The sequence below is a fragment of the Nonomuraea sp. N2-4H genome (assembly GCF_045291505.1).
Taxonomy (GTDB): Bacteria; Actinomycetota; Actinomycetes; order Streptosporangiales; family Streptosporangiaceae; genus Nonomuraea; species Nonomuraea fastidiosa.
Window position 1 is genome coordinate 4,992,326 of record NZ_CP147987.1, and the last position, 23,862, is coordinate 5,016,187.

Here is a 23,862-nt window from a genome sequence, read left to right on the forward strand (position 1 = left end):
GGGGTCAGCCCGGGATGAGGCCCTGGTCGCCCAGCATCTCCCGGACCTCCTCGATCGAGGCGTCCGCGGGGGAAGGATCAGCTCTGACGGCTCAAGGCTGTCGTCGGGTAGCGCCTTGCCCACCTGGCGCACCTTGTCGAGCAGCGCGTGCAGCTTGACGCGGAAGGCCTTCTCGTCGCCCGCGTCGATGGCCGCTTCCAGCTCGGAGTCGAGCTCGTTGAGTACGGCGATGTCGTCGGCGGAGATGTCCACCTGACCCTCGCCCATGATTCTGACGATCATGCGCCCTCCCCAGGCTGGCGGTACTGCTGGGTGGGACCGGCCTGCTGCTGCGGCTGGGCCTGCTGCTGCGGCTGAGGCTGCGCCTGCTGCTGCGGCTGGCCCTGCTCGATGGCCTGCTGCGGCGCCGGGCCCTGGCCGAGCTCGGCCTTCATCCTGGCCAGCTCCAGCTCGACGTCCATGCCGCCGCCCATGCGGTCGAGCTCGGCCTGGATGTCGTCGCCGCGGGTGCCGCTGAAGTCGTCGAGCGCGCCGCTGGCGAGCAGCTCGTCGATGGCGCCGGCGCGGGCCTGCATCTGCGCCGTCTTGTCCTCGGCGCGCTGGATCGCCAGGCCGACGTCGCCCATCTCCTCGGAGATGCCGGAGAACGCCTCGTTGATGCGCGTCTGCGCCTCGGCGGCGGTGTAGGTGGCCTTGATGGTCTCCTTCTTCGTACGGAAGGAGTCGACCTTGGCCTGCAGCCGCTGCGAGGCCGTCGTCAGCTTCTCCTCCTCGGCCTGGAGGTTGTCGTGCTGAACCTTCAGATCGGCGATCTGGGCCTGCAGGTTGGAGCGCCGCTGCAGCGCCTCACGGGCCAGGTCCTCGCGGCCGACGGACAGCGCCTTGCGACCCTGCTCCTCCAGCTTCCTCGCCTGGTTCTCCAAGCCGGTTATCTGCAGCTCCACCCTCTTGCGCGAGGTGGCGACGTCGGCCACCCCCCTGCGCACCTTCTGCAGCAGCTCGAGCTGCCGCTGGTAGGAGTAGTCAAGGGTCTCGCGCGGATCCTCCATCTTGTCCAAGGCCTTGTTGGCCTTGGACTTGAAGATCATCGAAAGTCTCTTCATCACGCTCATGCGCGTCGGCCGTCCCCTTCTAGGTCGTGCTGGTGTACATCCCGATGCAGCGCAGCCGCCTTGGGATTACCCTACGCATAACGCACGAGGGCGTCACTAAGTTGCACTCCAGGTAGGGTTGACGTCGTGTTGCGACGCCGTTCCCAAACCTCTGTGGACGACACCCCCGTCCCCGTTGACGATCCTAAGCCCCAGGGTAAAGGTCGTCCCACACCCAAGCGCCGGGATGCCGAAGGCAGGCGGCGCCAGTACGTTTCCGCGCCGAAAGACCGCAAAGAGGCGTACCGGCAGATGCGTGCCAAGCAGGCGGCCGAGCGGGAAAAGGTCCGTCAGGGCATACTCGCCGGTGACGAGCGATATCTGCCTGCCCGCGACAAGGGCCCCGCGCGTAAATTCGCGCGCGACTGGGTCGACTCCCGGCGGCTGCCGAGTCAGTATTTCCTGCCGTTCTCGCTAGTGATCCTGCTGGCCACCTGGATTCCGTGGCCGATGTCGATCCGCGCCCAGGTGCTGGGCTACGTCGTGACGATCGGCTGGCCGATCATGATGCTCGGCGTGCTGTTCACCTCGGTCTACGTGGCCTTCAAGGTGAAGAAGCTGGTGGCCGAGAAGATGCCGAACGAGAGCGTCAAGGGCGTGGGCTTCTACGCGGCCATGCGGGCGCTGCAGATCCGCAAGCTGCGGTTCCCGCCGCCGAGGGTGCAGGTCGGCGAGGAGCCGGTGCCGACCAAGAAGTGACGGCACGGGTCGCCTAGTCCGCGTACTCCCAGCGCAGCACGCCTCGCTCCACCGCGGGCCGCCGGCCGTCGAACTCCGTCCCGTTCTCCAGGGCGTCGGCGACGGCCCGCATGAGCGCGTAGTACGACGGCAGCCGCCGCCCCATGCCGGCGCTCCCGTCGTCCCAGCCGACCGTGCCGTCGGCGGAGTCGATCAAGGCGTACGTCGCGGAGCCGTCCGCCCTGCCGGTGAAGGCGAGGAACGGGATCATCCTGCCGCTCCACAGCTCCCTCCAGGGGTCGTCACCGCTGTCGGTGGGGTCGTGCCCGCACTCCCGGCGCCAGGTGTCCCTGATCTCGCGGATGGGCAGGTTCGACACTCCATCGGGGTCCGCGCCGAATCCGAAGCCCGCGGCGCCGTTGTGGCGCAGCAGCGAGGCGCGCAGGTCGTCGGGGAAGCGCACGCCCATCTGCGCCTCGGCGATCGCGATCGTGCGCGCCCTGCCGGGTCTGCCGAGTTCGCGGTACGTACGCGGCGCGTTCGCCTTCAGCCACCGCTCGATGCGCCGCCACTGACGGTTCACCGCCCGCCTGACCTCGGGGTCGATCGGGCGGATCGTCACCGCACGGCCGCTCGTCGTGCGGCCGGTCTCCGGGCGGGCCGTCCCCGTGCTCAGCGCGGGCGCGCAGTACGGGTCGGGCGTCGGGACCGGCTCCGGGGTGGACGGTGTCATGGGCTCGGCAGTGCGCTCGGCCGCCGCGATCAGCGCGCTCTGGCGTTCCCGCCGGGCCCGCTCGTGCGCGCCGGAGGCGTCGTACGGGGGCATCAGCGCGACCGCGAGCACCACGGCCGCGATCGCCGCGACCGCCGCCCAGACCGGCCACACCCTCGTGCGGCGCGCCGAGCCGCCCGGCCAGGGCACTGTGGCGGTCCGTCCTGCGTCCGGCCTGGCGGGCATGCGGGCGCGACGGCGCAGCCGGACCACGATGGCGGTGAGGATCGCGGCGGTGAGCGCCAGCCGTACGAGCTTCAGCACGTCGCGCACCCTATCCCGAATCAGATCATCCGATGTATGGCCATTAGAGTCGGATGCATGGAATTCCGACACCTTGGCCGCAGCGGTCTCATGGTCAGCGAGATCAGCTACGGCAACTGGCTCACCCACGGCTCTCAGGTCGAGGAGGACGCCGCCAAGCAGTGCGTCCAGGCGGCCCTCGACGAGGGCATCACCACGTTCGACACCGCCGACGTCTACGCGGGGACGAAGGCCGAGGAGGTGCTGGGGCGGGCCCTCAAGGGTGTGCGCAGGGAGTCGCTGGAGATCTTCACCAAGGTCTACTGGCCGACCGGCCCCGGTAAGAACGACCGCGGCCTGTCTCGCAAGCACATCTTCGAGTCGATCCACGGCTCGCTCCGCCGCCTGCAGACCGACTACGTCGACCTCTACCAGGCGCACCGCTTCGACTACGAGACCCCGCTCGAGGAGACGCTCAAGGCGTTCGACGACCTCGTACGCCAGGGCAAGGTCCTCTACGTCGGTGTCAGCGAGTGGACCGCCGACCAGATCGCCCGCGCTCTGAAGATCGCCGATGAGATGGGCTTCGACCGGATCGTGTCCAACCAGCCGCAGTACTCCATGCTGTGGCGGGTCATCGAGTCCGAGGTCGTGCCGCTGAGTGAGAAGGAGGGCGTCGGCCAGATCGTCTGGTCGCCGATCGCTCAGGGCGTGCTGACCGGCAAGTACCTGCCCGGCCAGCAGCCGCCGGAGGGCTCCCGGGCCACCGACAAGAGCGGCTCCGCCATGATCGCCCGCTTCATGCGGGACGACGTGCTGACCCGCGTGCAGGAGCTCAAGCCCATCGCCGCCGACCTGGGCCTGTCCATGGCTCAGCTGGCGGTCGCCTGGGTGCTGCAGAACCCGAACGTCTCCAGCGCCATCGTCGGTGCCACCCGCCCCGAGCAGGTGCGCGACAACGTCAAGGCGGCGGGCGTCAAGCTCGACGCCGACGTGCTGAAGAAGATCGACGACGTGCTCGGCGACGTGGTCGAGCGCGACCCGTCCAAGACGGTGAGCCCGGCCACCCGGCCGTAGCCCCCGTACGACGAAACCCCTTGAGCCGTACTCCGCTCAAGGGGTTCTTCGTTTCCTCCGGCTCTTTCTGCCTTACTCCTGGCGCAACGACAATCCCGTGTACTCCACGCGGTCCTCCTCAAGCAACGCGACCTGCTCGACACCTGCCTCGAGCAGCTCACGCCAGTTCTCGCCGAGCCAGGACTCGGCGTCGGCCTGGCTCGGGAAGACCTCTCGCGGCAAAGGGCGATCCGCCACCTCTGCGCCACGCGCGTTCTCATAACGCCATCGCCATGTCATGCCACACGCTCCTTATCCGCCGGCGCACCCTTCGCAGGCACTGCGAACCCTACCGTCGAGCCTTCCCCGCCGGCCTGTCCCGCGCGCCTTTCGCGGAGCGAGTGTGACGGCTTCGCCGGCGCACCCTCCGCCCCTGGCCTCCGACCTTCCCGCCGGCCTGCCCCGCGCGCCTTCCTCTGTCTCCCCCGGTTCCGCGTCCCCCTCACTCCTGTCTGACGCGCGGGACCCGGCGGGGGCGCGCGGCCGTTCCCTTTGTACGCTCGGCGCGGTGAAGGCCCTTCTCACCGGTACGGCCGGGGGCGCGGGCTGGCCGGAGGCCGGCTGCCTGTGCGCCTCGTGCGCCGCGCTGCCCGCCGGTCATCGCCGCCCGTTCGGGCTCGTGGTCGACGGCCGCGTCACGTACCCCTTCCGCGGCCTGCCCGCCGGCTACCGCACGTCCGCAGGCGGCCTCGGGCTGGTCTGCCCCGACGGCGCCCGGCTGCTGCACCTCCCCCGGGGCGTCCCCGTGCCCGCGCCGGAGCCCGCCCCGTACGACGTCGTGCTCATCGACCTCCTCGGCCGTCCGGAACGTCTCGGAGAGCTGCGCAGGGCCGGGCTGGCGGGCGCGGCGACCACGGTGGTGGCCGTCGGGCTCGACCACCGGATCCGTTCGGAGGATGAGCTGGCCCGGCGGCTGCGGCTGTGGGGCGCGATCGTCGTATCCGACGGCACGGAGGTGACACCGGGACAGGGCGTGCGGGCGCGGATGCCACGGCGGGCGCTGCTGCTCGGCGGATCCAGGTCGGGCAAGTCGGCGGAGGCGGAGGCCAGGCTGGCGGCGGAGCCGCACGTCACGTACGTGGCCACGGGTCCTTCCTGCGCGGGCGACGGCGAGTGGGCGGCGCGCGTACGGGCGCACCGGGAGCGCAGGCCCGCGCACTGGGACACCCTGGAGACCACCGATCTCGCGACGGCGATCCGCTCCGCCACCACGCCGCTGCTGATCGACGGCCTGGGCACGTGGCTGGCGGCGGTCTTCGACGAGCACGGGGCCTGGGAGGGCGACCGGGCTCCGGTGTCCGCCCGCTGCGACGAGCTGGTGGCCGCCTGGCGGCAGGCGCCGCAGCCGCTGGTGGCCGTCTCGGACGAGGTCGGCATGGGCGTGGTGCCCGCGACGGCCAGCGGACGCGCGTTCAGAGACGCCCTGGGACGCCTCAACGAGCGCCTGGCCGCCGAATCGGAGTACGTGGCCCTGGTGGTCGCGGGCCGCGTACTCGAACTGTGAGCGAAGCCGTCAGCCCCGCACCCGGCCCGGCGGTGGTCAGGAGCGGGCGGCGCGGGCGTACCAGCGGCCGTCGATCCTGTCCACCTGGAGCGGCCGCCCGAAGCACTCGCTGAGCAGCTCGGAGGTGAGCACGTCCTCGGCCGGGCCCGCGGCGAGCACCCTGGCCTCGCGCATGAGCATGGCGTGCGTGGTCGTGGCGGGCACCTCCTCCAGGTGGTGGGTGACGGTCACGGTGGTGAGCACGGGACGGACGGCGGCGAGGTGCTCGACGGCGCTGACGAGGTCTTCGCGGGCGGGCAGATCGAGGCCCGCGAACGGCTCGTCGAGCAGCAGCACCGCGGGCTCCGACATGAGGGCCCTGGCCACCCGTACGCGGGCCCGCTCGCCCTGGGAGCACACGCGGAACGGCCGCTCGGCGAGTTCCTTGCAGCCGAGGTCGGCGAGGAGCCGGTGCGCGCGGTCGTGCTCGGCGTCGCCGTACCGGTCCCACAGCGGAACGCTCGTGCTGGTGTGCCCGGTGAGCACCACCGTGTGAGCGGTCGCCCCTTCCTCCTCCATCAGCTCCTCGTCGACGAGCCGCTGGCTGGAGGCGACGAGCCCGATGTGGCGGCGCAGTTCGCGCACGTCGACGCGGCCGAGCCGGTGCCCGAGCACCTTGACCGTGCCCTCGCTGGGGTGGCGCACCGCCGCCGCGAGCGACATCAGCGTCGTCTTCCCCGCGCCGTTGGGCCCCAGGACGGCCCAGTGATCGCCGTAGTCCACCTGCCAGTCGACGCCGTGGAGCAGCGTCTTGCCTGCGATCCTGACGCCGACGCCTTGCAGTTCGAGCACGTGCATCCCGCCACCCTAGTGGGCCCTAGGATCGCCCGTTATGCGATCGATGGACGGGCTGCGGTTCGCCGTGGGCACGCTGAGCGTCTTTCCCGTACGCGTGGAGCGGGTGGATCGGCGCGTGGCGGGGCAGGCGATGGCGCTCGCCCCGGCCGTCGGTCTCGCGTTGGGGCTGGTCGCGGGGCTGCCGCCGGCGCTGCTCAGCGGCCGGCCGCTGCTCGGGGCGGCGCTGGCGATCGCGCTGCTGGCGCTGTTCACCCGGGCGCTGCATCTGGACGGGCTCGCCGATCTCGCGGACGGGCTGGGCAGCGCGAAACCGGCCGCCCAGGCGCTCGACATCATGAAAAAGTCGGACATCGGGCCGTTCGGCGTGGTGACGCTGGTGCTCACGCTGCTCGTCCAGGTCGCGGCCCTCGCCTCCATCGGCGGCGGCCATCTCGTACGCCATGCCGCCCTGGTGACCGCCTGCCTGGCCGGGCGGCTGGCGTTGACGTGGGCCTGCCGGGAGGGCGTGCCGACCGCCCGCCCCGAGGGGCTGGGCGCGATGGTCGCGGGCACCGTACGCCGCCCCGCCGCCGTGCTCGTCACCGTGGCCGCGCTTGTCGTCGCCGCCGTGATCGGCCTGGTCGCGGCGGGCGGGCTCGAAGAGCTCCCGCCCGCCGGAGCGCTCGCGGCGCCGGCCGCGCTGCTCGCGGGGCTCGCCGCCGCCCTGCTGCTGCTCAGGCGCGCCAGGCGGCGGCTCGGCGGCATCACAGGGGACGTGCTCGGCGCGCTCGTGGAGACGGCCACGACGGCGGCGCTGGTGGCGTACGCGCTGCTCGCCTGACGCGGCCGGACAGCAGCACGCCGGCGGGTCGCATGCGAGGAACCTCAGCCCGCGTCACAAGACCGCGTGGCACGAGCCTCAGTCCGCGTCGGCGGGACGGGTGGATCCCGACCCGGCCGATTCGGGCTCCGGCTCGTCGGAGTCGGCGGCACCGGCATCAGGCCCGTCCTCATCGGACTGCCCCGCCGCCTCGGGTGCGGCGGGGCGCGGGACGCCCACCGGGAGGAAGCGGAGCAGGGCCGCGCCCACCAGGGCGAGCAGCACCCACCCGACCACGCCGGTGATGCCGGCCAGGATCTCGTTCGGCGGTTCTGCGGCGTCGCCGAGCAGCAGGACGGGCCCGGCGACGGCGTTCAGTGACGCGTGCGCCACCACCGCGGGCCACACGCTGCCCGACCGCAGCCGCAGCCACCCGATGGCCACGCCGGCCACCGCGCAGAAGCCGATGAACGCCAGCGCCGCCCAGGAGCCGAGCCGCGGGTAGTTGTAGCCGAGCAGGGTGAGCGGGGCGTGCCACAGTCCCCAGATGAGCCCGGAGTAGATGAGGCCCGCGACGACGCCGTTGGCGGCGATGAGGCGGGGCAGCAGCCAGCCGCGCCAGCCCCACTCCTCGCCCAGCGCCGGGATCAGGATCTGCACGGGCACCAGCAGCGACGCCAGCACGAGCTGGGTGACGGCCACCGCGGTCATGTCGGCGGGCGGCTCGGCGCCGCGGGCCCGCAGCACCTCCGCGAGGAGGCTGAACGTGTCGAGGTCGAGCGAAACCAGGCCGACGGCGGCGCTGATCCCCATGGCGAGCAGCGTCAGCAGCGGCACGCCGAACCAGGCGGCGAGCACGAGGCGGCCGGTGCGGCCCTTGCGCTCGCCGAGGGTGAGCCCGGTCTCCCTGGCCCACTGGCGGAACGGGACGCGCGTGGTGGCCCACACGCCGAGCACGCCGATGGTGGGGGTGAACATCATCAGCGCGCCCAGCGCCTGCACCTTGAGCGGCGTGCCGAGCCCGTCGCCGAACCACAGCGGCAGCGTCGCGGCCCAGGAAAGCCCGAATGCGAGGACGATGTAGACGAGCAGCGGTCTTCTCATGTCTGTGCACGCTCCGCGATGAGGGCGTTGATGAGGGCGGCGCCGCGTTCCGCGTCGTCGATGCTGATCGCGAGCTGCCCACCGGAACGGTAGCGGAGCACGAGGCACTCGCCGCCGCGCAACATGATGGTGGCCGCTCCCGGCAGCCCGCGAAAGCCCCAGCCGCCGGTCTCTGCGGGCGAGCGCTCCTCGGCCCAGGCCGACTCGACGGCCGACAGCTTGATGTGCCGGGCGGGCCAGCCGAACGGGCCGAACCCGATCCTGATCACGCCGTCGCCGACGCGTACGGACACGGCCATGGTGGCGAGCCCGACCAGCAGGAGGATGATCGCGCCCGGGAGGATGGCGCTCACCAGGGACTGTCCCTGCCCGCGCAGGCCGGACACGGCCATCAGCACGGTGACGGCGAAGGCCGCGACGACGGCCCAGGTGATCTTGCGGTTGACCACTCGGCCGACCCAGACCGCGCGCTGGCCGGAGCGGAGCTTGAGCACGGGCGGCTCCAGGTTTCCCGGGGACGGCTCGTCGGGCTCTCCCTTGGCGAGCACGGCGGCCAGCCCCATGACGGCGAGCATGCCCGCGAGCACGGCGGGGATGTGCCAGCCCGGCAGCGTGGCGGCCGTCCACTCGGGGACGTCGAGGTTGGCGGCCAGCGTCGAGACCTGGGCGCCGATCAGCAGCGTGCCCATCCCGAACAGCATCGACCACCACGTCATCCGGGGCACGCGGCGGGCCTGCGCCCGCGCGGCCGACGCGACCAGGCCCACGCCGAGCACCGCCCAGATGGCCGTGCTGGTGATGAGGTGTCCCGTGAGCGAGTTCGAGCCGTCGGGCAGGGACCCCGACCAGTGGGTGGCCATGGGATCGGGAAGCCGGTCGCGCACGGCGAAGGTCGACAGGACCAGCACGGCGGTCACGGCCAGCCACCAGACGGCGGCGACGGCTCGGGGAATCACGTCAATCCCTCCAGGATGGTGATGAGGTCGTCACGGCTGTAGCCGTATCTCTTGCCCTCCTCCAGCAGCTCGCGGGCCCGCTGGACGAGCAGCGCGCGCCCGTCGGCGCGCCCTGCGACGCTGACGCCGCGGCCCCTCCTGAACTCCAGCAGCCCCTCGTCGCGCAGCTCGCGCAGGGCGCGCAGCACGGTGTTGGAGTTGATGCCCAGGGCGCCGGCCAGGTCGCAGGCCGGCGGCAGGCGGTCGCCCGGCCGGTAGGAGCCCTCGCCTATGGCACGGCGGATCGCGCCGGCCACCTGCTCGTGGAGCGGCCGGGCGTCGTTGAGATCGAGCGTCAGCAACATGGTGCCAATGACACTAGCACCATTATTCGATCACCGCGCGGCCGTGATTCGTGGGATGAACCCCTGTTTGTGAGTACGCAGAAACCGTGGATAGCATCGGTTTACGTGACCACAGTGCGGCTGAACTCAGCAGATCCCGTCTCCATCGACACCGACGCCCTGATCGTCGGCTTCCGGTCCGGCCAGGACGGCCCCGTCCCCGCGGTGGGCGCCGAGGCCCTGGATTCCGCGTTCGGCGGCAAGCTGGCCGCGTCGCTCGACGCCGTCGGCTTCACCGGCAAGGCGGGTGAGCTGGCGAAGCTGCCCACGTTCGGTTCGGTCACCGCTCCCCTCCTCGTCGCCGTCGGCCTGGGCGACTCCCCCGACCTCGAGGCGCTGCGCCGCGCCGCCGGTGCCGCCGTGCGCTCCGTCGCCGGCCAGTCCAGGGCCGCGCTCGCGCTGCCCGCCGGCACCGCGGAAGAGGCCGAGGCCGTCGCGCTCGGCGGCCTGCTCGGCGCGTACGCGTTCTCCCGCTACCGCACCGGCGGCGACCAGAAGGCTCCCGTCGCCGAGCTGACCGTGCTGTCCGGCCAGGGCGACGGCGTGGCCGAGCGCGCGAGCGTGCTCGCCGAGTCCGTCACACTGGTCCGCGACCTGGTCAACACCCCGCCGTCCGACCTGTGGCCGGCCAGGTTCGCCGAGCTCGCCGAGCAGGCGGGCGGCAAGGCCGGCCTGACCGTCGAGGTGCTCGACGAGCGGCAGCTCAAGGAGGGCGGCTACGGCGGCCTCATCGGCGTCGGCCAGGGTTCGTCCAACCCGCCGCGCCTGGTCCGCCTCTCCTACAGCCACCCCGAGGCGAGCAAGACGCTCGCGTTCGTGGGCAAGGGCATCACGTTCGACTCCGGCGGCCTGTCGCTCAAGCCGTCGGCCTCCATGGACTGGATGAAGTCCGACATGGGCGGCGCGGGCGCCGTGCTCGGCGCGCTCATCGGCATCGCCAGGCTCGGCCTGCCGGTCAACGCCATCGGCTACCTCTGCCTGGCGGAAAACCTTCCGAGCGGCACCGCCCAGCGCCCCTCCGACGTCATCCACAGCTACAGCGGCAAGACCGTCGAGGTGCTCGACACCGACGCCGAGGGCCGCCTGGTGCTCATGGACGGCATCGCCCGCGCCGCCGAGGACCGGCCCGACCTGATCGTCGACGTCGCCACGCTCACCGGCGCCCAGATCGTCTCGCTCGGCTGGCGCACCGCCGGCGTCATGGCCAACGACGACGCCGTCAGGGAGCTGGTGGTCGAGGCCGCCGGCGCCGCCGGCGAGGGCGCGTGGGGCATGCCGCTGCCCGAGGAGCTGCGCAAGGGCCTCGACTCGGCCGTCGCCGACATCGCCAACCTCCAGCCCGAGCGCTGGGGCAGCATGCTGGCGGCCGGGATCTTCCTGAAGGAGTTCGTGCCCGACGGCGTGCGCTGGGCCCACATCGACATGGCCGGTCCCGCGTACAACAAGGGCGAGCCGTACGGCTACATCCCCAAGGGCGGCACGGGCGCCTTCACCCGCACCCTGATCGGAGTCGCGGAGCGGCACGCGAGCATCTGAAACAAATGAAAAGATGACGGCATCACGAACACCCCGACAAGGAGCCTTCCTGTGGCCTATGACATCGTCGTCCTAGGAGGCGGCAGCGGCGGTTACGCCTGTGCCCTGCGGGCGGCTGAGCTGGGCAAGTCGGTCGCCCTGATCGAAAAGGACAAGATCGGCGGCACCTGCCTCCACAGGGGATGCATCCCCACGAAGGCCCTGCTGCACTCCGCCGAGATCGCCGACGAGACCCGTGAGAGCGAGTCCTACGGCGTCAAGGCGAGCTTCGAGGGCATCGACGTCCAGGGCGTCCACGCCTTCAAGGACAAGATCGTCAATCGGGCCTGGAAGGGCGTGCAGGGCCTGCTGAAGGCCGCGGGCGTGACGATCGTCGAAGGCGAGGGCCGCCTCGTCGGCCCCAACCGGATCCAGGTGGGCTCCGACGTCTACGAGGGCCGCAACATCGTCCTGGCCACCGGTTCCGCGCCCAAGACGCTGCCCGGCCTCGAGATCGACGGCGAGCGCGTCATCACCAGCGAGCACACGCTCAAGATGGAGCGCGTCCCCGCCTCCGTGGTCGTGCTCGGCGGCGGCGTGATCGGCGTCGAGCTGGCCAGCGTCTACCGCTCCTTCGGGGCGGAGGTCACGATCGTCGAGGCGCTGCCCCACCTGCTGCCCACCGAGGAGGAGTCCAGCTCCAAGCTGCTCGAGCGGGCCTTCCGCCGCCGCGGCATCAAGTACGAGCTCGGCGTCTTCTTCGACAGCGCCAAGACCACCGAGTCCGGCGTCATCGTCACCCTCGCGGGCGGCAAGACGCTCGAGGCCGAGGTGCTGCTCGTCGCCGTCGGCCGCGGCGCGGTCTCCTCCGGCATGGGCTTCGAGGAGCAGGGCATCGCCATCGAGCGCGGCACCGTCGTGGTGGACGAGTACTGCCGCACCTCCGTGCCCGGCGTCTACGCCATCGGCGACCTCATCCCGACCCCGCAGCTCGCGCACGCGGGGTTCGCGGAGGGCATCCTGGTCGCCGAGCACATCGCCGGGCTCAACCCGCCGCCCATCGACTACGCGGGCGTGCCGCGCATCACCTACTCCGACCCCGAGGTGGCCTCGGTCGGCCTCACCTCGAAGCAGGCGGCAGAGCGCGGCATCGAGATCGTCGAGCAGGTCTACGACCTCGCGGGCAACCCCAAGAGCCAGATCCTCGGCACGTCGGGCGCCGTGAAGGTCATCGCGCAGAAGGACGGGCCCGTCGTCGGCGTCCACATGGTGGGCCGGCGCATCGGCGAGCTCGTCACCGAAGGCCAGCTCATCTACAACTGGGAGGCCCTGCCCGCAGAGGTCGCCCAGCTCATTCACGCACACCCGACCCAGTCCGAGGCCATGGGTGAGGCGATGCTGGCTCTCGCCGGCAAGCCGCTGCACGTACACAACTAGTCCAGCCCTCGAGATCCAGAACGCGAGAGAAGATAACGATGCCGGTCTCCGTACAGATGCCCCAGCTCGGCGAGAGCGTGACCGAGGGCACGGTAACCCGTTGGCTGAAGAAGGAGGGCGAGCGCGTCGAGGCCGACGAGCCGCTCCTCGAGGTGTCGACCGACAAGGTCGACACCGAGATCCCGTCGCCGTCCGCGGGTGTCCTGACCAAGATCGTCGTGGCTGAGGACGAGACGGTCGAGGTCGGGGCCGAGCTCGCCATCATCGACGAGAACGGCCAGCCGGGCGCCGCAGCCCCCGCTCCCGAGGCCGCCGCTCCGCCGGCGCCGCAGCCCGAGCCGGAGCCCGAGCCCGCCCCGGCGCAGCCGGCCTCCTCGATCCCGCAGCCCGCCCCGGCGCAGCCCGCCCCGGCCCCCGCGCCGGCTCCGGCTCCCGCGCCGCAGGCGGCTCCCCAGCCTGCTCCGCAGGCCGCGCCGGCGCCCACGCCCGCTCCCGCAGTGCCGTCGGGTGAGAGCCCCTACGTGACGCCGCTGGTGCGCAAGCTCGCCGCCGAGCACGGAGTCGACCTCGACTCCATCACCGGCACCGGCGTGGGCGGCCGCATCCGCAAGCAGGACGTGCTCGAGGCCGCCAGGGCGCAGCGCGAGAAGGCCCAGGCTCAGGCCGCCTCGCAGGCCGCTCCGGCCCAGGCTCCCGCTCAGGCCGCGCCGGCCGCCCAGGCCCCGGTCGCCGCCGGGCCCGAGCCGGTCGAGGTCGACACCACGCTGCGCGGCCGCACCGAGAAGATGTCGCGCCTGCGCCAGACGATGTCCAAGCGCCTGGTCGAGTCGCTGCACACCGCCGCCCAGCTCACCACCGTGGTCGAGGTCGACGTCACCAAGATCGCCCGGCTGCGCGAGCGGGCCAAGGAGGACTTCCTGCGGCGCGAGGGCGTCAAGCTGACGTTCATGCCGTTCTTCGAGCTGGCCGCCATCGAGGCGCTCAAGCAGCACCCGAAGCTCAACGCGACGATCAACAACGAGACCATGGAGGTCACGTACTTCGACGTCGAGCACCTGGGCATCGCGGTCGACACCGAGCGCGGCCTCATCGCGGCGGTCATCAAGAACGCCGGTGACCTCAACCTCGCCGGCCTGGCCCGCAAGACGGCCGACCTCGCCGAGCGCACCCGCGCCAACAAGGTGACGCCCGACGAGATCACCGGCGGCACGTTCACGCTGACCAACACCGGCAGCCGTGGCGCGCTGTTCGACACGCCGATCCTCAACCAGCCGCAGGTCGGCATGCTCGGCACCGGTGCCGTCGTCAAGCGGCCCGTGGTGATCGACTCGCCCGAGGGCGAGGTCATCGCGGTGCGCTCGATGGTCTACCTGGCGCTGACCTACGACCACCGGCTCGTCGACGGCGCCGACGCCGCCCGCTTCCTCACGACGATCAAGCGTCGTCTGGAGGAGGGCCGCTTCGAGGCGCAGCTCGGCCTCGCGTAGTCACGCGGCGCTCGCCCGCTGACCGGCCGGGCGGCCCCGTCGAGGGGCCGCCCGGCCGTCGCGTTTCCACGGCGTCCCGCTGCCCGGGTCTTCGCGGGATGCCCGGCCCGCCCCTGCACATCGGCAGCGCACAGGGGTGGCGCGCCTCTGCGGCGGGGCAGTGCGCGGGGGCGCACAGGAGCAGCGCACGCCGTCCGGCGCGCGCGGCCGCCGGCCCGCCCTCGGCGCGTCATCAGCACAAAGGCCGCGCGCAGACCCACCCGCCACGGCAGAGCGCCCAGGTGCGCGCGAACCCGCCACCCCACCGCTCGGCACCCGTCCGCGTGTGCGGAGGCCGGCCAGGGCCGGATGCGCAGGGGCGCGAAGCCGCACCGCGACGCGTGACAGCACCTCGCCGCCGCCGGTCTGCCCGGCGCGCGCCGCCATGGGGTTGCCGTCATGTGCGCCTCCCCGACCGCCGCCTGTGCGGTGGGGCGCGTTGAGCGGGCGGTTTCGCGGGGGTGGGACGTAAGGTGCGGGTATGGCGATCATCGTGACGGGGGCGTCGGGGTTGCTCGGGTCGGCGCTGGTGAAGGCGTTGGAGGCGCAGGGGCGTACGGTGGTCCGGCTCGTGCGCCGGCCGCCGCGCGGGGCCGGTGAGGCGTTCTGGCAGCCGGCCGAGCAGACAGTGGACCTGGCGCCGCTGGAGGGTGCCGAGGCGGTCGTGCATCTCGCGGGGGCGCCGATCGCCGACCGGCGCTGGACTCCGGCGTACAAGCGGGAGCTGCTCGCCAGCCGGGTGCAGGGTACGCAGGTGCTGGTGGACGCCCTGCGCGGCCTGGACAGGCCGCCTGAGGTGCTGCTGTCGGCCTCGGGCGTCGACTTCTACGGCGACACCGGCGACCGGGTGGTGGACGAGGCGCAGGGCAAGGGCCGCGGCTTCCTGGCCGACCTGTGCGAGCGGTGGGAGGGCGCGGCGGCGTGGGCGGAGGAGGCGGGCATCAGGACCGCGTTCCTGCGTACGGGGCTGGTCCTGAGCGGGCGGGGCGGCGCGCTGGCCCGGATGTTGCCGCTGTTCCGGCTGGGCCTGGGCGCGCCGCTGGGCACGGGCAGGCAGTACTGGTCGTGGATCAGCCTGGACGACTGGGTGGGCGCGGTGCTGCACCTGCTGGCCGAGCGGGAGATCGCCGGGCCGGTCAATCTCGTCTCGCCCTCCCCCGTCACCAACGCGGAGTTCACCCGCGCGCTCGGCAAGGCGATGCGCAAGAGCACGATGCCGATCCCGGTGCCGGCGTTCGCGCTGGCCGCGGGGCTCGGCGAGTTCGCCCGCGAGGGGCTGCTGTCGAGCCACCGCCTCCGGCCGGCCAAGCTGCTCGACGGCGGGTACCGCTTCGCCCATACCAGCATCGACGAGGCGCTGCGCGCCGTACTCTAGTGGCCGTTCATCGTTTTCACAGCGTGGGGGATCCCTGACATGAACCGGTCCGGACAGTCGCACATCCTGGCGATCGGGGGCGGGTCGTTCCGCCCGAGCAAGCGGCACGGCCAGATCGAGGCGAGCGGGCTGCTGCGTTACGGCCTCGACCTCACCGGCCAGGACCGGCCGAAGCTGGGCCTGGTGGCCACCGCGGTGGGCGACTCCGCCGACTGGATCTTGAAGATGTACGGCGCGTTCGCCGGCTGGGACGTCGAGGTGAGCCACCTGACGGTCTTCCCGATGCCGAACGTGGAGGACCCGCGCGCCTGGATGCTCGACCAGGACATGATCTACGTCAGCGGTGGCAGCGTGGCGAACCTGATGGCGCTGTGGCGGCTGCACGGGCTTGACGAGGCGTTCGAAGAGGCGTGGCGGTCCGGCGTGGTGCTGTCGGGGCAGAGCGCGGGCGCGCTGTGCTGGCACGTCGGCGGCAACACCGACTCCTTCGGGCCCGAGCTGCGGGTGTGGGCCGAGGGCATGGGGCTGCTGCCCTACGCGTGCGGGGTCCACTACGACTCCGAGCCGCAGCGGCGGCCGCTGCTGCAGGCGTCGGTGGCCTCGGGCGAGCTGCCGGAGGCGTACGCGGCCGACGAGGGCGTGGCGCTGCACTACGTGGGCACGGAGTTCATCCAGGCGGTGAGCGTGGCGCCGGGCGGATATGCGTACAAGGTGGAGCGTGACGGTACGGATGGGGTAAAGGAGTTGAGGATCGAGCCGCGGTCGCTGACCCCCTGATTACCCTTCAAGGGTGAGGGAACGGCACAATAGGCTCATGCGCCCCATCCCCGGGGACGATCCCCACGCACTCGCCATCGTCCGTCTCGGAGTCGACGTCCCCTACGAGCAGGCCTGGTCGCTGCAGCGCTGGGTGCACGGCAAGCGGGTCGCCGGCGAGCTTCCCGACACCGTTCTGATCCTCGAGCACGCGCCCGTCTACACGGCGGGCAAGCGTACGGCCCCGCATGAGCGGCCCTCCGACGGCACCCCGGTCGTCGACGTCGATCGGGGCGGGCGGCTGACGTGGCACGGCCCCGGGCAGCTCGTCGCGTACCCGATCGTGGCCATCACCGATGTGGTCGACTACGCGTGCCGGCTCGAGGACGCGATGATCCAGGTGTGCGCCGACTTCGGCGTGACCGCCCGGCGGGTGAAGGGGCGCGCGGGCGTGTGGGCGTCCGGCGATCCCGCGCTCGGGCTGCCCGACCGTCAGCTCGGCGCGGTGGGGCTGCGGCTGTCGCGCGGCGTCACCATGCACGGGTTCGCGCTCAACTGCGCCAACGACCCGAGCTGGTTCAACCGCATCACGCCGTGCGGCATCCCCGACGTGGGCGTCTCCTCGCTGTCGGCCGAGACGGGCCGGCGCATCGTGGTCGAGGAGGTCATGCCGATCGCGGAGAAGCGGCTGGCGGAGGCGCTCGGCAAGCAGCCGTTCGATCTCCACGAAGAAGATCTGCTACGGCGGTAGTTCAGGCCGGTAAGCGACCCCGGTGACCGAATCGGCACGAAAAAGCAGCGGAAGGTTCGCGGCGGTTCTGCTTACCATCCGCTTGTGAAGCGCCTCACCGCTCTCGCGCTCGCGCTCGTGGTCCATCTGCTGACGCTGGCGTTCGTCGTGCTGGGCGGCTGGATCATCGTGCGGGACCCAGGGTCGGTCCTGTGGTGGCTCCTGGGGCTGCTCTGCCTGGCCGTCGGGTGGGCGCTGCGTCCCCGGCTGGGCCGGATGCCGCCGGCGCCGAGCCGGTGAGCCGGGCGAGCGCGCCCGAGCTGTACGCGGTCGCCGCCCGGGTGGCCGCCAGGATGGGGGTGCGGCCGCCGCGCGCGATCGCGCTCGTCGACCTCAGCCCGGTGACCTCCTACGACCGGATCGGCGTGGCCCGCACCCCGGTCCTGCTCGTCGGGCTGCCGCTGTGGCTGGCGCTGCCGCCCCGCCAGCGGGTGGCGCTGCTCGCGGCCGCGTACGCGCGGCTGCCGACCGGCGACGAGCGGGTGGTGCGCCAGGCGCTGGCCACGCTGGACGCCTGGCGCGACGCCCTGATGGGTTCCGCGCCGCTGACGGCAAGGGAGGCGGCCGGCGAACGCATCGCGTACGCGCTGGGCGGCACGCAGACCCCCGACACCCCGTACGACGTGGCGAGCTTCCTCGGCCGGGTGCTCGGCCGCGTGCTGGGCGTCCCGGTGCTGCTGCTGTGGTACGCGCTGTCGTGGCTGGCCCGCTCGGGCGAGCCACGGGTCCGGGCCAGGCAGCGGGCGCTGGCCAGGCGGGCGGTGCCCGAGGAGGACCTGGCCGAGCTGGACGAGCAGGCGGCGGGCGGCCGCTATCTCGCGCCGATGCAGGCGGCGGCGCTGCGCGGCGAGAGCGTCGCGGCGATCAGGCGTACGGCGCTCACGAAGTTCCAGCTCACCGATGACGGCGTGCTCCCGGCGCCGCCGCCGTCGGAGCTGCTCGGCGTGGAGGAGTCGGAACGGATCGACGAGGAGCTGACCGGTCACTACGCGCGGGCGGTTCGCGGGTTCGGCCTCATCTCCTGACCCTCGACCCGGGCGTTTTGCCAGGAGACGTAAGCTGAAGAGGTGACCGTTGCTCCTGAAGGCCGAAAGCTCCTCCGCCTGGAGGTGCGTAACGCCGAAACCCCTATCGAGCGCAAGCCCCCGTGGATCAAGACCAAGCTGAAGACGGGCCCCGAATACACCGAGCTGAAATCGCTCGTGCGCCGGGAGGGCCTGCACACGGTCTGTGAAGAGGCGGGCTGTCCCAATATCTACGAGTGCTGGGAAGACCGCGAGGCGACCTTCCTGATCGGCGGCGACCAGTGCACCCGCCGCTGCGACTTCTGCCAGATCGACACGGGCAAGCCCAAGGAGTACGACCGCGACGAGCCGCGCCGCGTGGCCGAGTCGGTCCAGCAGATGGGCCTGAAGTACGCCACCGTGACCGGCGTCGCCCGCGACGACCTGCCCGACGGCGGCGCCTGGCTGTACGCCGAGACCGCCCGGCAGATCCACGCGCTGCTCCCCGACTGCGGCGTCGAGCTGCTGGTGCCCGACTTCAACGGCAAGCGCGAGCAGCTGGAGGAGGTCTTCTCCAGCAAGCCGGAGGTGTTCGCCCACAACATCGAGACCGTGCCGCGCATCTTCAAGCGCATCAGGCCGGCCTTCCGCTACGAGCGCTCGCTCAACGTGCTCACCATGGCCCGCGAGGCCGGGCTGGTGACCAAGTCCAACCTGATCCTGGGCATGGGCGAGACGCGCGAGGAGGTCCTCCAGGCCATGCGCGACCTCCACGAGGCCGGCACCGACCTGCTGACGATCACCCAATACCTGCGGCCGACGCCGCGCCACCACCCGGTGGAGCGGTGGGTCAAGCCGGAGGAGTTCGTGGAGCTGCAGGCCGAGGCCGAGGCGATCGGCTTCGCCGGCGTGATGTCGGGTCCGCTGGTGCGCTCGTCGTACCGCGCGGGCCTGGCTCTACAAGCAGGCCATCGAGGCCAGGCAGACCGCCTGACCGAACAGCTGAGGCCCCGGGCGCGTCCCGGGGCCTGATCATGCCCGTGTGCGGGGCAGGTGCGGCGTCGTTACGATGTCGGCGCAGCCGACCGTGTTCGCGAGGGATACCGCATGGCCATGCTGTTCCGTACGAGCGACCTGCCCGCCAAAGAGCGCCACCAGACGTGGCGGAGCATCGTGTGCGACGTGCTCGGACCGCTCGACACCCGCATCGCGCCCGGCGCGCCGCTGCGCGGCGAGATCGAGCTGGGCCGGCTGGGGCCGATGAGCGTGGGCCGGGTGCGCGCCTCCACGCCCCACAGCATGCACCGCACACCCGGGCTGATCCGCCGCGACGACCCCGACCTTTACCGGGTGGTGCTGGTGCTCTCGGGCGGCGTCCGGCTGGAGCAGGACGGCAGGCAGGCGCGGCTCGGCGCGGGCGAGTTCGCGATCTACGACTTCGGGCGGCCGTACGAGCTGGCCTACGACGCCTCTGTGCGGCTCGCCGTGTTCAGTTTCCCGCGGGACCTGCTCGCGCTGCCCGAAGGGCGGGTGGCGCCGTTCACCGCGATGCCCATCGACAGCGGCTCGGGCACGGGGGCGCTGGCCGCGCCGCTGCTGCGCAGGGTGGCCGACGACCACGCGACCTACCGGCCCGACAGCGCCGCCAGACTGGCCACGGTGGCGATGGACCTCATCGGCACCGCCGTGGCCGAGCGCGCGGGGCGTACGGACGAGCTGCCCGACGACGCGCGGCGGCGGGCGCTGCTGACGCAGGTGCACGCCTTCATCGAGCAGCGGCTCGGCGACCCGGAACTCGACCCGGCCACCATCGCCGCGGCCTGCCACATCTCCGTGCGCTACCTGCACCGGCTGTTCGAGTCCGAGGGCACGACGGTGGCCGCGTGGATCCGGCGGCGGCGGCTCGAACGCTGCCGCGCCGACCTGCTCGCGGGCGGCGCGGAGCCGGTCAGCGCCGTCGGCGCGCGCTGGGGCTTACCCGACTCGGCGCACTTCAGCAGGTTGTTCCGGCGTACGTACGGCGTGCCGCCCGCCGAGTTCCGCCGTGCCAACGCCGTGCGCTGAACGTCAATCTCCTGGCACTCACGTGCAAGACCGCGGGTCCCGCGCCCGGCATGATCGACACAGCTGAGAAGGCGCGATGAGAAGAAGGGACCTCAGCGATGCAGCTTTTCGTGAATCTGCCCGTGAAGGATCTCGCCAAGTCCACGGAGTTCTTCACCAGCCTGGGCTTCGAGTTGTTCGGCATGGCCGAGGGCATGGCGTCGTTGATCATCAGTGAGAAGACGCAGGTCATGCTGCTTGAGGAGCCGGTGTTCTCCCGGTACACCACCAAGGACATCGCCGACGCCGGCACGAGCACCGAGGCGATCCTGGTGCTCGGCATGGAGAACCCGGCGCAGGTGGACGAGCTGGTGGACAAGGCGCTGGCGGCCGGGGCCACCCCGGCGGGCGTGCGGCAGGAAGACGGCGTGCGCTACCAGCGCGGCTTCGCCGACCTCGACGGCCACCACTGGGAGGCGCTGTGCCTGGTTCAGCCCGCGCAGTGAGCACGGTCGTACGCTCGGCCGACGGCACGCCCATCGCCTGCGACCGCCACGGCTCCGGCCCCGCCGTGGTCCTGGTCCAGGGCGCGTTCGCGGACCGGAGCGACCCGACGATGGCGGCCATCGCGAACGGGCTGTCCCGCTGGTTCACGGTGTACTCCTACGACCGGCGGGGGCGGGGCGGCAGCGGCGACACCGCACCGTACGCGGTCGAGCGGGAGATCGAGGACCTGGCCGCGGTGATCGCCGAGGCGGGCGGGACCGCCAGGGTGTTCGGCGGCTCGTCGGCCGCGGCGCTGGCGCTGGAGGCCGCCATGGTGCTCCCCGGCGTCACGCATCTGGCGGTGTGGGAGCCGCCGTACCACGTGGACGACAGCGCTCCCCCGCTGCCCTCCGACTTCGCCGAGCAGCTCGCCGCGCTCGTCGCGGCCGGGCGGCGGGGCGAGGTGGTCGAGCGGTTCATGGTGGAGGCGGCCGAGGTGCCCGAGCCCGTCCTGGCCGGGATGCGGGAGCACCCGTCCTGGGCGGACATGGAGGCGCTTGCGCACACGCTGGTGTACGAGGCGGCGGTGCTGGGTCCTGGCAACGCCCTGCCCGCCGCGCGCCTGGCCGGGCTCACGCAGCCGACGCTCGTGCTCAACGGGGGCGCGAGCCCCGGCTGGATGGTGAACGCGGGCGCGGCGGTGGCGGCCACGGTGCCCGGCGCGGTGCGGCGGGTGCTGCCTGGTCAGGCGCACAACGTCGCGCCCGAGGCGCTGGTGCCCGAGCTGCTGGAGTTCTTCGTGGCGGCGTGACGCCGGACGGCGGGGGCGACGGCGGGGCAGGGCCGATCGCGCGACGTGCCGCCGGTGGCGGAACCCGGCGGCCTGGGGCGCCGAGACGGGGGCCGGGGCCGGCGGAAAACAGACTGCGGGCGGGCGGTGCGCGAGGGACACTGGGGTCGTGGACCTCGACGCGCTGCTCGCCCGCCTCGACCTCTCCGCCAAGATCCGCCTGCTGACCGGTGCCGACCTGTGGTCGCTGCCGCCGCTGCCCGAGATCGGGCTCGACGCGATCGTGATGGGCGACGGGCCCATCGGCGTACGCGGCAGGCAGTGGCGCTCGGGCGACCCTTCGATCGCCCTGCCCAGCCCCACCGCGCTGGCCGCCACGTGGGACGTGGACCTGGTCAGGCGGGCGGGCCGGCTGCTCGCTCAGGAGGCGCGCCGCAAGGGCGTGCACGTGCTCCTCGCCCCCGTGCTCAACCTGCACCGCTCACCGCTCGCCGGCCGGCACTTCGAGTACTTCTCCGAGGACCCGTACCTGACCGGTGAGATCGGCGCCGCGCTGGTCGAGGGCGTGCAGGAGGGCGGGGTCGCCGCCGCGGCCAAGCACTTCGTGGCCAACGACTCCGAGACCGACCGCCTCACCCTGGACGTCCGGGTGAGCGAGCGGGCGCTGCGCGAGCTGTACCTGCGGCCGTTCGAGCGCGTGGTGGCGGCGGGCGTGTGGGGGATCATGAGCGCGTACAACTCGGTGAACGGCACCACGATGACCGAGAACGCCGAGCTGGTGCACGGCGTGCTGAAGAGCGAGTGGGGGTTCGACGGGTTCGTGGTGTCGGACTGGACGGCCGTCCGCTCCACCGAGGCCGCCGCGCTGGGCGGCACGGACGTCGCCATGCCGGGCCCGGACAGTCCGTGGGGCTCCCGGCTTGAGCGGGCCGTCCGCGAGGGGCGGGTGCCGGAGTCGGCGATCGACGACCGGGTCCGCCGCATCCTCCGCCTGGCCGCCCGCGTCGGCGCGCTTCGCACGCCTGCGGGCGACCCGGTGCCCCTGAGCACTCAAGCTCCCCCTGGCACTGCCACTCCCCCGGCCGGCGCGGCTTCCGTCCGTACGGATGAGGCGATCGACGGGGCCGCGCTGGCGCGGGAGGCGGCCGTACGCGGGAGCACGCTGCTGGTCAACGACGGCGTGCTGCCGCTGGCGCCGGGCACGACGATCGCGCTCATCGGGGCCGCCGCCCGGCACGCGCGGGCGATGGGCGGCGGCAGCGCCCAGGTCTACCCCGAGCGGGTCGTCTCGCCGCTGGCGGCGCTGTCGGAGCGTACGGAGGTCAGGTACGCGACGGGCACCGACCCCCGCATCCGCCTGGCCCCGCTGCCCGGCCCGCTGACCGCGCAGTTCCTGGACGGGGCGGGTGCGGTGCTGGCCGAGCAGCAGGTGGCCGACGGCGAGTGCCGCTGGCTGGGCGGGCTGCCGCCGGGCGTGGACGCCGACCGGCTGGCCGCGGTGCGGCTGCGGGCGGCGTACCGGGCGGAGACTTCCGGGGCGCACGAGCTGTCGGCGGCGGGCGTGGGCGCGTTCACGCTCACCGTGGACGGCGCGGTGGTCATGGACGAGCGGCTCGAACCGGAGCACGGCGACCCGGCGGGGTTCCTGACGCCGCCGGAGCGCCGGGTGCGGGTGCCGATGGAGGCGGGCAGGACGTACGAGCTGGCGCTGACGCACCCCGCGGGCACGCTCGCGGGCCTGCCGTTCGTGTCGCTCACCCTCGGCCACGCGGACCCCGCGCCGAGCGACGACGAGCTGATGGCCGAGGCGGTCCGGGTGGCCGCGGAGTCGGACGTCGCGGTGGTCGTGGTGGCGACCACGCCGGAGGTGGAGAGCGAGGGGTTCGACCGGCGGGACCTGCGGCTGCCCGGCAGGCAGGACGAGCTGGTCGGCGCGGTGGCGGCGGCGAACCCGCGCACGGTCGTGGTGGTCAACGCGGGAGCGCCGGTCGAGATGCCGTGGCTGGAGGAGGTGGCGGCGGTGCTGCTGACCTGGTTCCCCGGCCAGGAGGCGGGCGCGGCGCTGGCCGAGGTGCTGTTCGGCGACGGCGAGCCGGGCGGCCGGCTGCCGACGACGTGGCCGCGCCGGCTGTCCGACGCGCCGGTGCCGGACGTGAGGCCGGTGGACGGGCGGCTGGTCTACGGGGAGGAGATCGGCTACCGGGCGTGGGAGGGGTCGCCGGCGTTCTGGTTCGGGCACGGGCTCGGCTACACGACCTGGTCGTACGACGCGATCGCGGCCGAGGGCACGAGCGTCACCGTCTCGGTCACCAACACGGGCGACCGCGCGGGCCGGGAGGTCGTGCAGGTGTACGCGCGGGGGCGGCTGGCCGCGTTCGACGTGGTCGAGGCGGAGCCGGGGCAGACGGTCGTGACCACGATGTTCCTGCCCGAGCGGGCCTTTCAGGTGTGGGACGGCGGCTGGCGGACCGTCGAGGGCGAGCACGTCGTACGCGCCGGGCGTAACGCGGCGGACCTCCCCCTGGCGGCAACGGTGAAAATCTAGGTCACAAGGGAAAAACGGCAGGGGCCGCGTTTTCTCTCCTGCACCTGTTGGT

General features: G+C 72.6%; 23 protein-coding genes and 2 pseudogenes. 17 read left to right on the top strand and 8 right to left on the bottom strand.

From position 1 onward, the window contains the following. Window positions 1-4: 4 nt before the first annotated feature. Window positions 5-282: pseudogene (gene pspAA, locus WBK31_RS22960) on the bottom strand (PspA-associated protein PspAA). Next, window positions 279-1,112 carry a PspA/IM30 family protein gene (locus WBK31_RS22965; RefSeq protein WP_364055303.1) on the bottom strand — a complete coding sequence of 278 codons (834 nt, stop codon included), beginning with the start codon at window positions 1,110-1,112 and terminating at the stop codon, window positions 279-281. The pseudogene pspAA and the gene WBK31_RS22965 overlap by 4 nt, the downstream one beginning before the upstream one ends. Before the next feature lie 153 nt (window positions 1,113-1,265). Here WBK31_RS22965 and WBK31_RS22970 point away from each other — a divergent pair, with 153 nt between their 5' ends. Beyond that, a complete protein-coding gene (locus WBK31_RS22970) occupies window positions 1,266-1,850 on the top strand; it encodes a DUF3043 domain-containing protein (protein ID WP_378787635.1) in 585 nt (194 codons plus the stop codon). A gap of 13 nt (window positions 1,851-1,863) precedes the next feature. Here WBK31_RS22970 and WBK31_RS22975 read toward each other — a convergent pair whose 3' ends face one another. Beyond that, entirely contained in the window at window positions 1,864-2,865 is a 1,002-nt protein-coding gene (locus WBK31_RS22975) for an SMI1/KNR4 family protein (protein ID WP_364055308.1), read from the bottom strand. Between the two features lie 57 nt (window positions 2,866-2,922). Between WBK31_RS22975 and WBK31_RS22980 the strand changes: the two genes are divergently transcribed. Then, the gene (locus tag WBK31_RS22980) at window positions 2,923-3,921 is read left to right on the top strand and encodes an aldo/keto reductase family protein (RefSeq protein WP_364055311.1); all 999 of its coding nucleotides are present in this window, start codon (window positions 2,923-2,925) and stop codon (window positions 3,919-3,921) included. Window positions 3,922-3,993: 72 nt separating this feature from the next. Here the strand turns inward: WBK31_RS22980 and WBK31_RS22985 are convergent, their stop codons facing one another. Further along, the gene (locus tag WBK31_RS22985; protein WP_378787632.1) at window positions 3,994-4,143 is read right to left on the bottom strand and encodes a hypothetical protein; all 150 of its coding nucleotides are present in this window, start codon (window positions 4,141-4,143) and stop codon (window positions 3,994-3,996) included. A 325-nt stretch (window positions 4,144-4,468) separates the two neighbouring features. Between WBK31_RS22985 and WBK31_RS22990 the strand changes: the two genes are divergently transcribed. Continuing rightward, on the top strand, window positions 4,469-5,464 hold the full coding sequence (locus WBK31_RS22990) for a bifunctional adenosylcobinamide kinase/adenosylcobinamide-phosphate guanylyltransferase (protein WP_406673105.1): 996 nt from the start codon (window positions 4,469-4,471) through the stop codon (window positions 5,462-5,464). Window positions 5,465-5,500: 36 nt separating this feature from the next. Here the strand turns inward: WBK31_RS22990 and WBK31_RS22995 are convergent, their stop codons facing one another. Then, window positions 5,501-6,301, bottom strand: a complete 801-nt coding sequence (locus tag WBK31_RS22995; RefSeq protein ID WP_406673106.1) for an ABC transporter ATP-binding protein — start codon at window positions 6,299-6,301, stop codon at window positions 5,501-5,503. 34 nt (window positions 6,302-6,335) lie between these two features. On the opposite strand from WBK31_RS22995, the gene WBK31_RS23000 reads away from it, so the two are divergent. Further along, window positions 6,336-7,121 (top strand): adenosylcobinamide-GDP ribazoletransferase, encoded by a 786-nt coding sequence (locus tag WBK31_RS23000; RefSeq protein WP_406673107.1) that lies wholly within the window; start codon window positions 6,336-6,338, stop codon window positions 7,119-7,121. 78 nt (window positions 7,122-7,199) lie between these two features. Here the strand turns inward: WBK31_RS23000 and WBK31_RS23005 are convergent, their stop codons facing one another. Genes WBK31_RS23005 through WBK31_RS23015 form a run of 3 tightly spaced genes read right to left on the bottom strand, consistent with a single transcriptional unit; the run spans window position 7,200 to window position 9,504 of the window. Further along, window positions 7,200-8,204, bottom strand: a complete 1,005-nt coding sequence (locus WBK31_RS23005; protein ID WP_364055326.1) for a CPBP family intramembrane glutamic endopeptidase — start codon at window positions 8,202-8,204, stop codon at window positions 7,200-7,202. Next, window positions 8,201-9,160 carry a hypothetical protein gene (locus tag WBK31_RS23010; protein WP_406673108.1) on the bottom strand — a complete coding sequence of 320 codons (960 nt, stop codon included), beginning with the start codon at window positions 9,158-9,160 and terminating at the stop codon, window positions 8,201-8,203. Before WBK31_RS23010 ends, WBK31_RS23005 begins: the two co-directional genes overlap by 4 nt. Continuing rightward, window positions 9,157-9,504: a GntR family transcriptional regulator gene (locus WBK31_RS23015; RefSeq protein WP_406673109.1), complete on the bottom strand. Its 348-nt coding sequence runs from the start codon at window positions 9,502-9,504 to the stop codon at window positions 9,157-9,159. Before WBK31_RS23015 ends, WBK31_RS23010 begins: the two co-directional genes overlap by 4 nt. A 105-nt stretch (window positions 9,505-9,609) precedes the next feature. Between WBK31_RS23015 and WBK31_RS23020 the strand changes: the two genes are divergently transcribed. The 13 genes and pseudogenes from WBK31_RS23020 to WBK31_RS23080 all read left to right on the top strand — a co-directional run bounded on the left by WBK31_RS23020 (window position 9,610) and on the right by WBK31_RS23080 (window position 23,810). Beyond that, the gene (locus WBK31_RS23020; RefSeq protein WP_364055335.1) at window positions 9,610-11,079 is read left to right on the top strand and encodes a leucyl aminopeptidase; all 1,470 of its coding nucleotides are present in this window, start codon (window positions 9,610-9,612) and stop codon (window positions 11,077-11,079) included. A 51-nt stretch (window positions 11,080-11,130) separates the two neighbouring features. Next, on the top strand, window positions 11,131-12,495 hold the full coding sequence (gene lpdA, locus WBK31_RS23025) for a dihydrolipoyl dehydrogenase (RefSeq protein ID WP_364055338.1): 1,365 nt from the start codon (window positions 11,131-11,133) through the stop codon (window positions 12,493-12,495). 38 nt (window positions 12,496-12,533) lie between these two features. Beyond that, window positions 12,534-13,982: a 2-oxoglutarate dehydrogenase, E2 component, dihydrolipoamide succinyltransferase gene (gene sucB / locus WBK31_RS23030; protein ID WP_364055341.1), complete on the top strand. Its 1,449-nt coding sequence runs from the start codon at window positions 12,534-12,536 to the stop codon at window positions 13,980-13,982. A 520-nt stretch (window positions 13,983-14,502) separates the two neighbouring features. Then, window positions 14,503-15,396: a TIGR01777 family oxidoreductase gene (locus tag WBK31_RS23035; RefSeq protein ID WP_406673110.1), complete on the top strand. Its 894-nt coding sequence runs from the start codon at window positions 14,503-14,505 to the stop codon at window positions 15,394-15,396. Between the two features lie 39 nt (window positions 15,397-15,435). Beyond that, window positions 15,436-16,173 carry a peptidase E gene (locus WBK31_RS23040; protein ID WP_364055346.1) on the top strand — a complete coding sequence of 246 codons (738 nt, stop codon included), beginning with the start codon at window positions 15,436-15,438 and terminating at the stop codon, window positions 16,171-16,173. A gap of 37 nt (window positions 16,174-16,210) precedes the next feature. Beyond that, complete coding sequence (lipB, locus tag WBK31_RS23045; RefSeq protein ID WP_364055348.1) at window positions 16,211-16,903, top strand: lipoyl(octanoyl) transferase LipB; 693 nt, start codon at window positions 16,211-16,213, stop codon at window positions 16,901-16,903. Between the two features lie 84 nt (window positions 16,904-16,987). Further along, window positions 16,988-17,182: a hypothetical protein gene (locus WBK31_RS23050; RefSeq protein ID WP_406673111.1), complete on the top strand. Its 195-nt coding sequence runs from the start codon at window positions 16,988-16,990 to the stop codon at window positions 17,180-17,182. Next, window positions 17,179-17,967: a hypothetical protein gene (locus tag WBK31_RS23055; RefSeq protein WP_406673112.1), complete on the top strand. Its 789-nt coding sequence runs from the start codon at window positions 17,179-17,181 to the stop codon at window positions 17,965-17,967. The genes WBK31_RS23050 and WBK31_RS23055 overlap by 4 nt, the downstream gene beginning before the upstream one ends. Before the next feature lie 42 nt (window positions 17,968-18,009). Further along, a pseudogene (gene lipA / locus WBK31_RS23060) lies at window positions 18,010-18,940 on the top strand (lipoyl synthase). A gap of 113 nt (window positions 18,941-19,053) precedes the next feature. Beyond that, on the top strand, window positions 19,054-20,010 hold the full coding sequence (locus tag WBK31_RS23065) for a helix-turn-helix domain-containing protein (protein ID WP_406673113.1): 957 nt from the start codon (window positions 19,054-19,056) through the stop codon (window positions 20,008-20,010). Window positions 20,011-20,108: 98 nt separating this feature from the next. Beyond that, entirely contained in the window at window positions 20,109-20,495 is a 387-nt protein-coding gene (locus WBK31_RS23070) for a VOC family protein (protein WP_364055360.1), read from the top strand. Then, complete coding sequence (locus WBK31_RS23075) at window positions 20,492-21,286, top strand: alpha/beta fold hydrolase (RefSeq protein ID WP_406673114.1); 795 nt, start codon at window positions 20,492-20,494, stop codon at window positions 21,284-21,286. Before WBK31_RS23070 ends, WBK31_RS23075 begins: the two co-directional genes overlap by 4 nt. A gap of 148 nt (window positions 21,287-21,434) precedes the next feature. Further along, on the top strand, window positions 21,435-23,810 hold the full coding sequence (locus WBK31_RS23080) for a glycoside hydrolase family 3 C-terminal domain-containing protein (protein WP_364055366.1): 2,376 nt from the start codon (window positions 21,435-21,437) through the stop codon (window positions 23,808-23,810). The last annotated feature ends 52 nt before the right edge of the window (window positions 23,811-23,862 follow it).

Bases quoted from the DNA above. Each gene is read 5' to 3' on its own strand.
- WBK31_RS22965 (WP_364055303.1), bottom strand. From the start codon at position 1,112: ATGAGCGTGATGAAGAGACTTTCGATGATCTTCAAGTCCAAGGCCAAC.
- WBK31_RS22980 (WP_364055311.1), top strand. From the start codon at position 2,923: ATGGAATTCCGACACCTTGGCCGCAGCGGTCTCATGGTCAGCGAGATC.
- WBK31_RS22995 (WP_406673106.1), bottom strand. From the start codon at position 6,301: ATGCACGTGCTCGAACTGCAAGGCGTCGGCGTCAGGATCGCAGGCAAG.
- WBK31_RS23000 (WP_406673107.1), top strand. From the start codon at position 6,336: ATGCGATCGATGGACGGGCTGCGGTTCGCCGTGGGCACGCTGAGCGTC.
- WBK31_RS23005 (WP_364055326.1), bottom strand. From the start codon at position 8,204: ATGAGAAGACCGCTGCTCGTCTACATCGTCCTCGCATTCGGGCTTTCC.
- WBK31_RS23015 (WP_406673109.1), bottom strand. From the start codon at position 9,504: ATGTTGCTGACGCTCGATCTCAACGACGCCCGGCCGCTCCACGAGCAG.
- sucB (WP_364055341.1), top strand. From the start codon at position 12,534: ATGCCGGTCTCCGTACAGATGCCCCAGCTCGGCGAGAGCGTGACCGAG.
- WBK31_RS23035 (WP_406673110.1), top strand. From the start codon at position 14,503: ATGGCGATCATCGTGACGGGGGCGTCGGGGTTGCTCGGGTCGGCGCTG.
- WBK31_RS23040 (WP_364055346.1), top strand. From the start codon at position 15,436: ATGAACCGGTCCGGACAGTCGCACATCCTGGCGATCGGGGGCGGGTCG.
- lipB (WP_364055348.1), top strand. From the start codon at position 16,211: ATGCGCCCCATCCCCGGGGACGATCCCCACGCACTCGCCATCGTCCGT.
- WBK31_RS23065 (WP_406673113.1), top strand. From the start codon at position 19,054: ATGGCCATGCTGTTCCGTACGAGCGACCTGCCCGCCAAAGAGCGCCAC.
- WBK31_RS23070 (WP_364055360.1), top strand. From the start codon at position 20,109: ATGCAGCTTTTCGTGAATCTGCCCGTGAAGGATCTCGCCAAGTCCACG.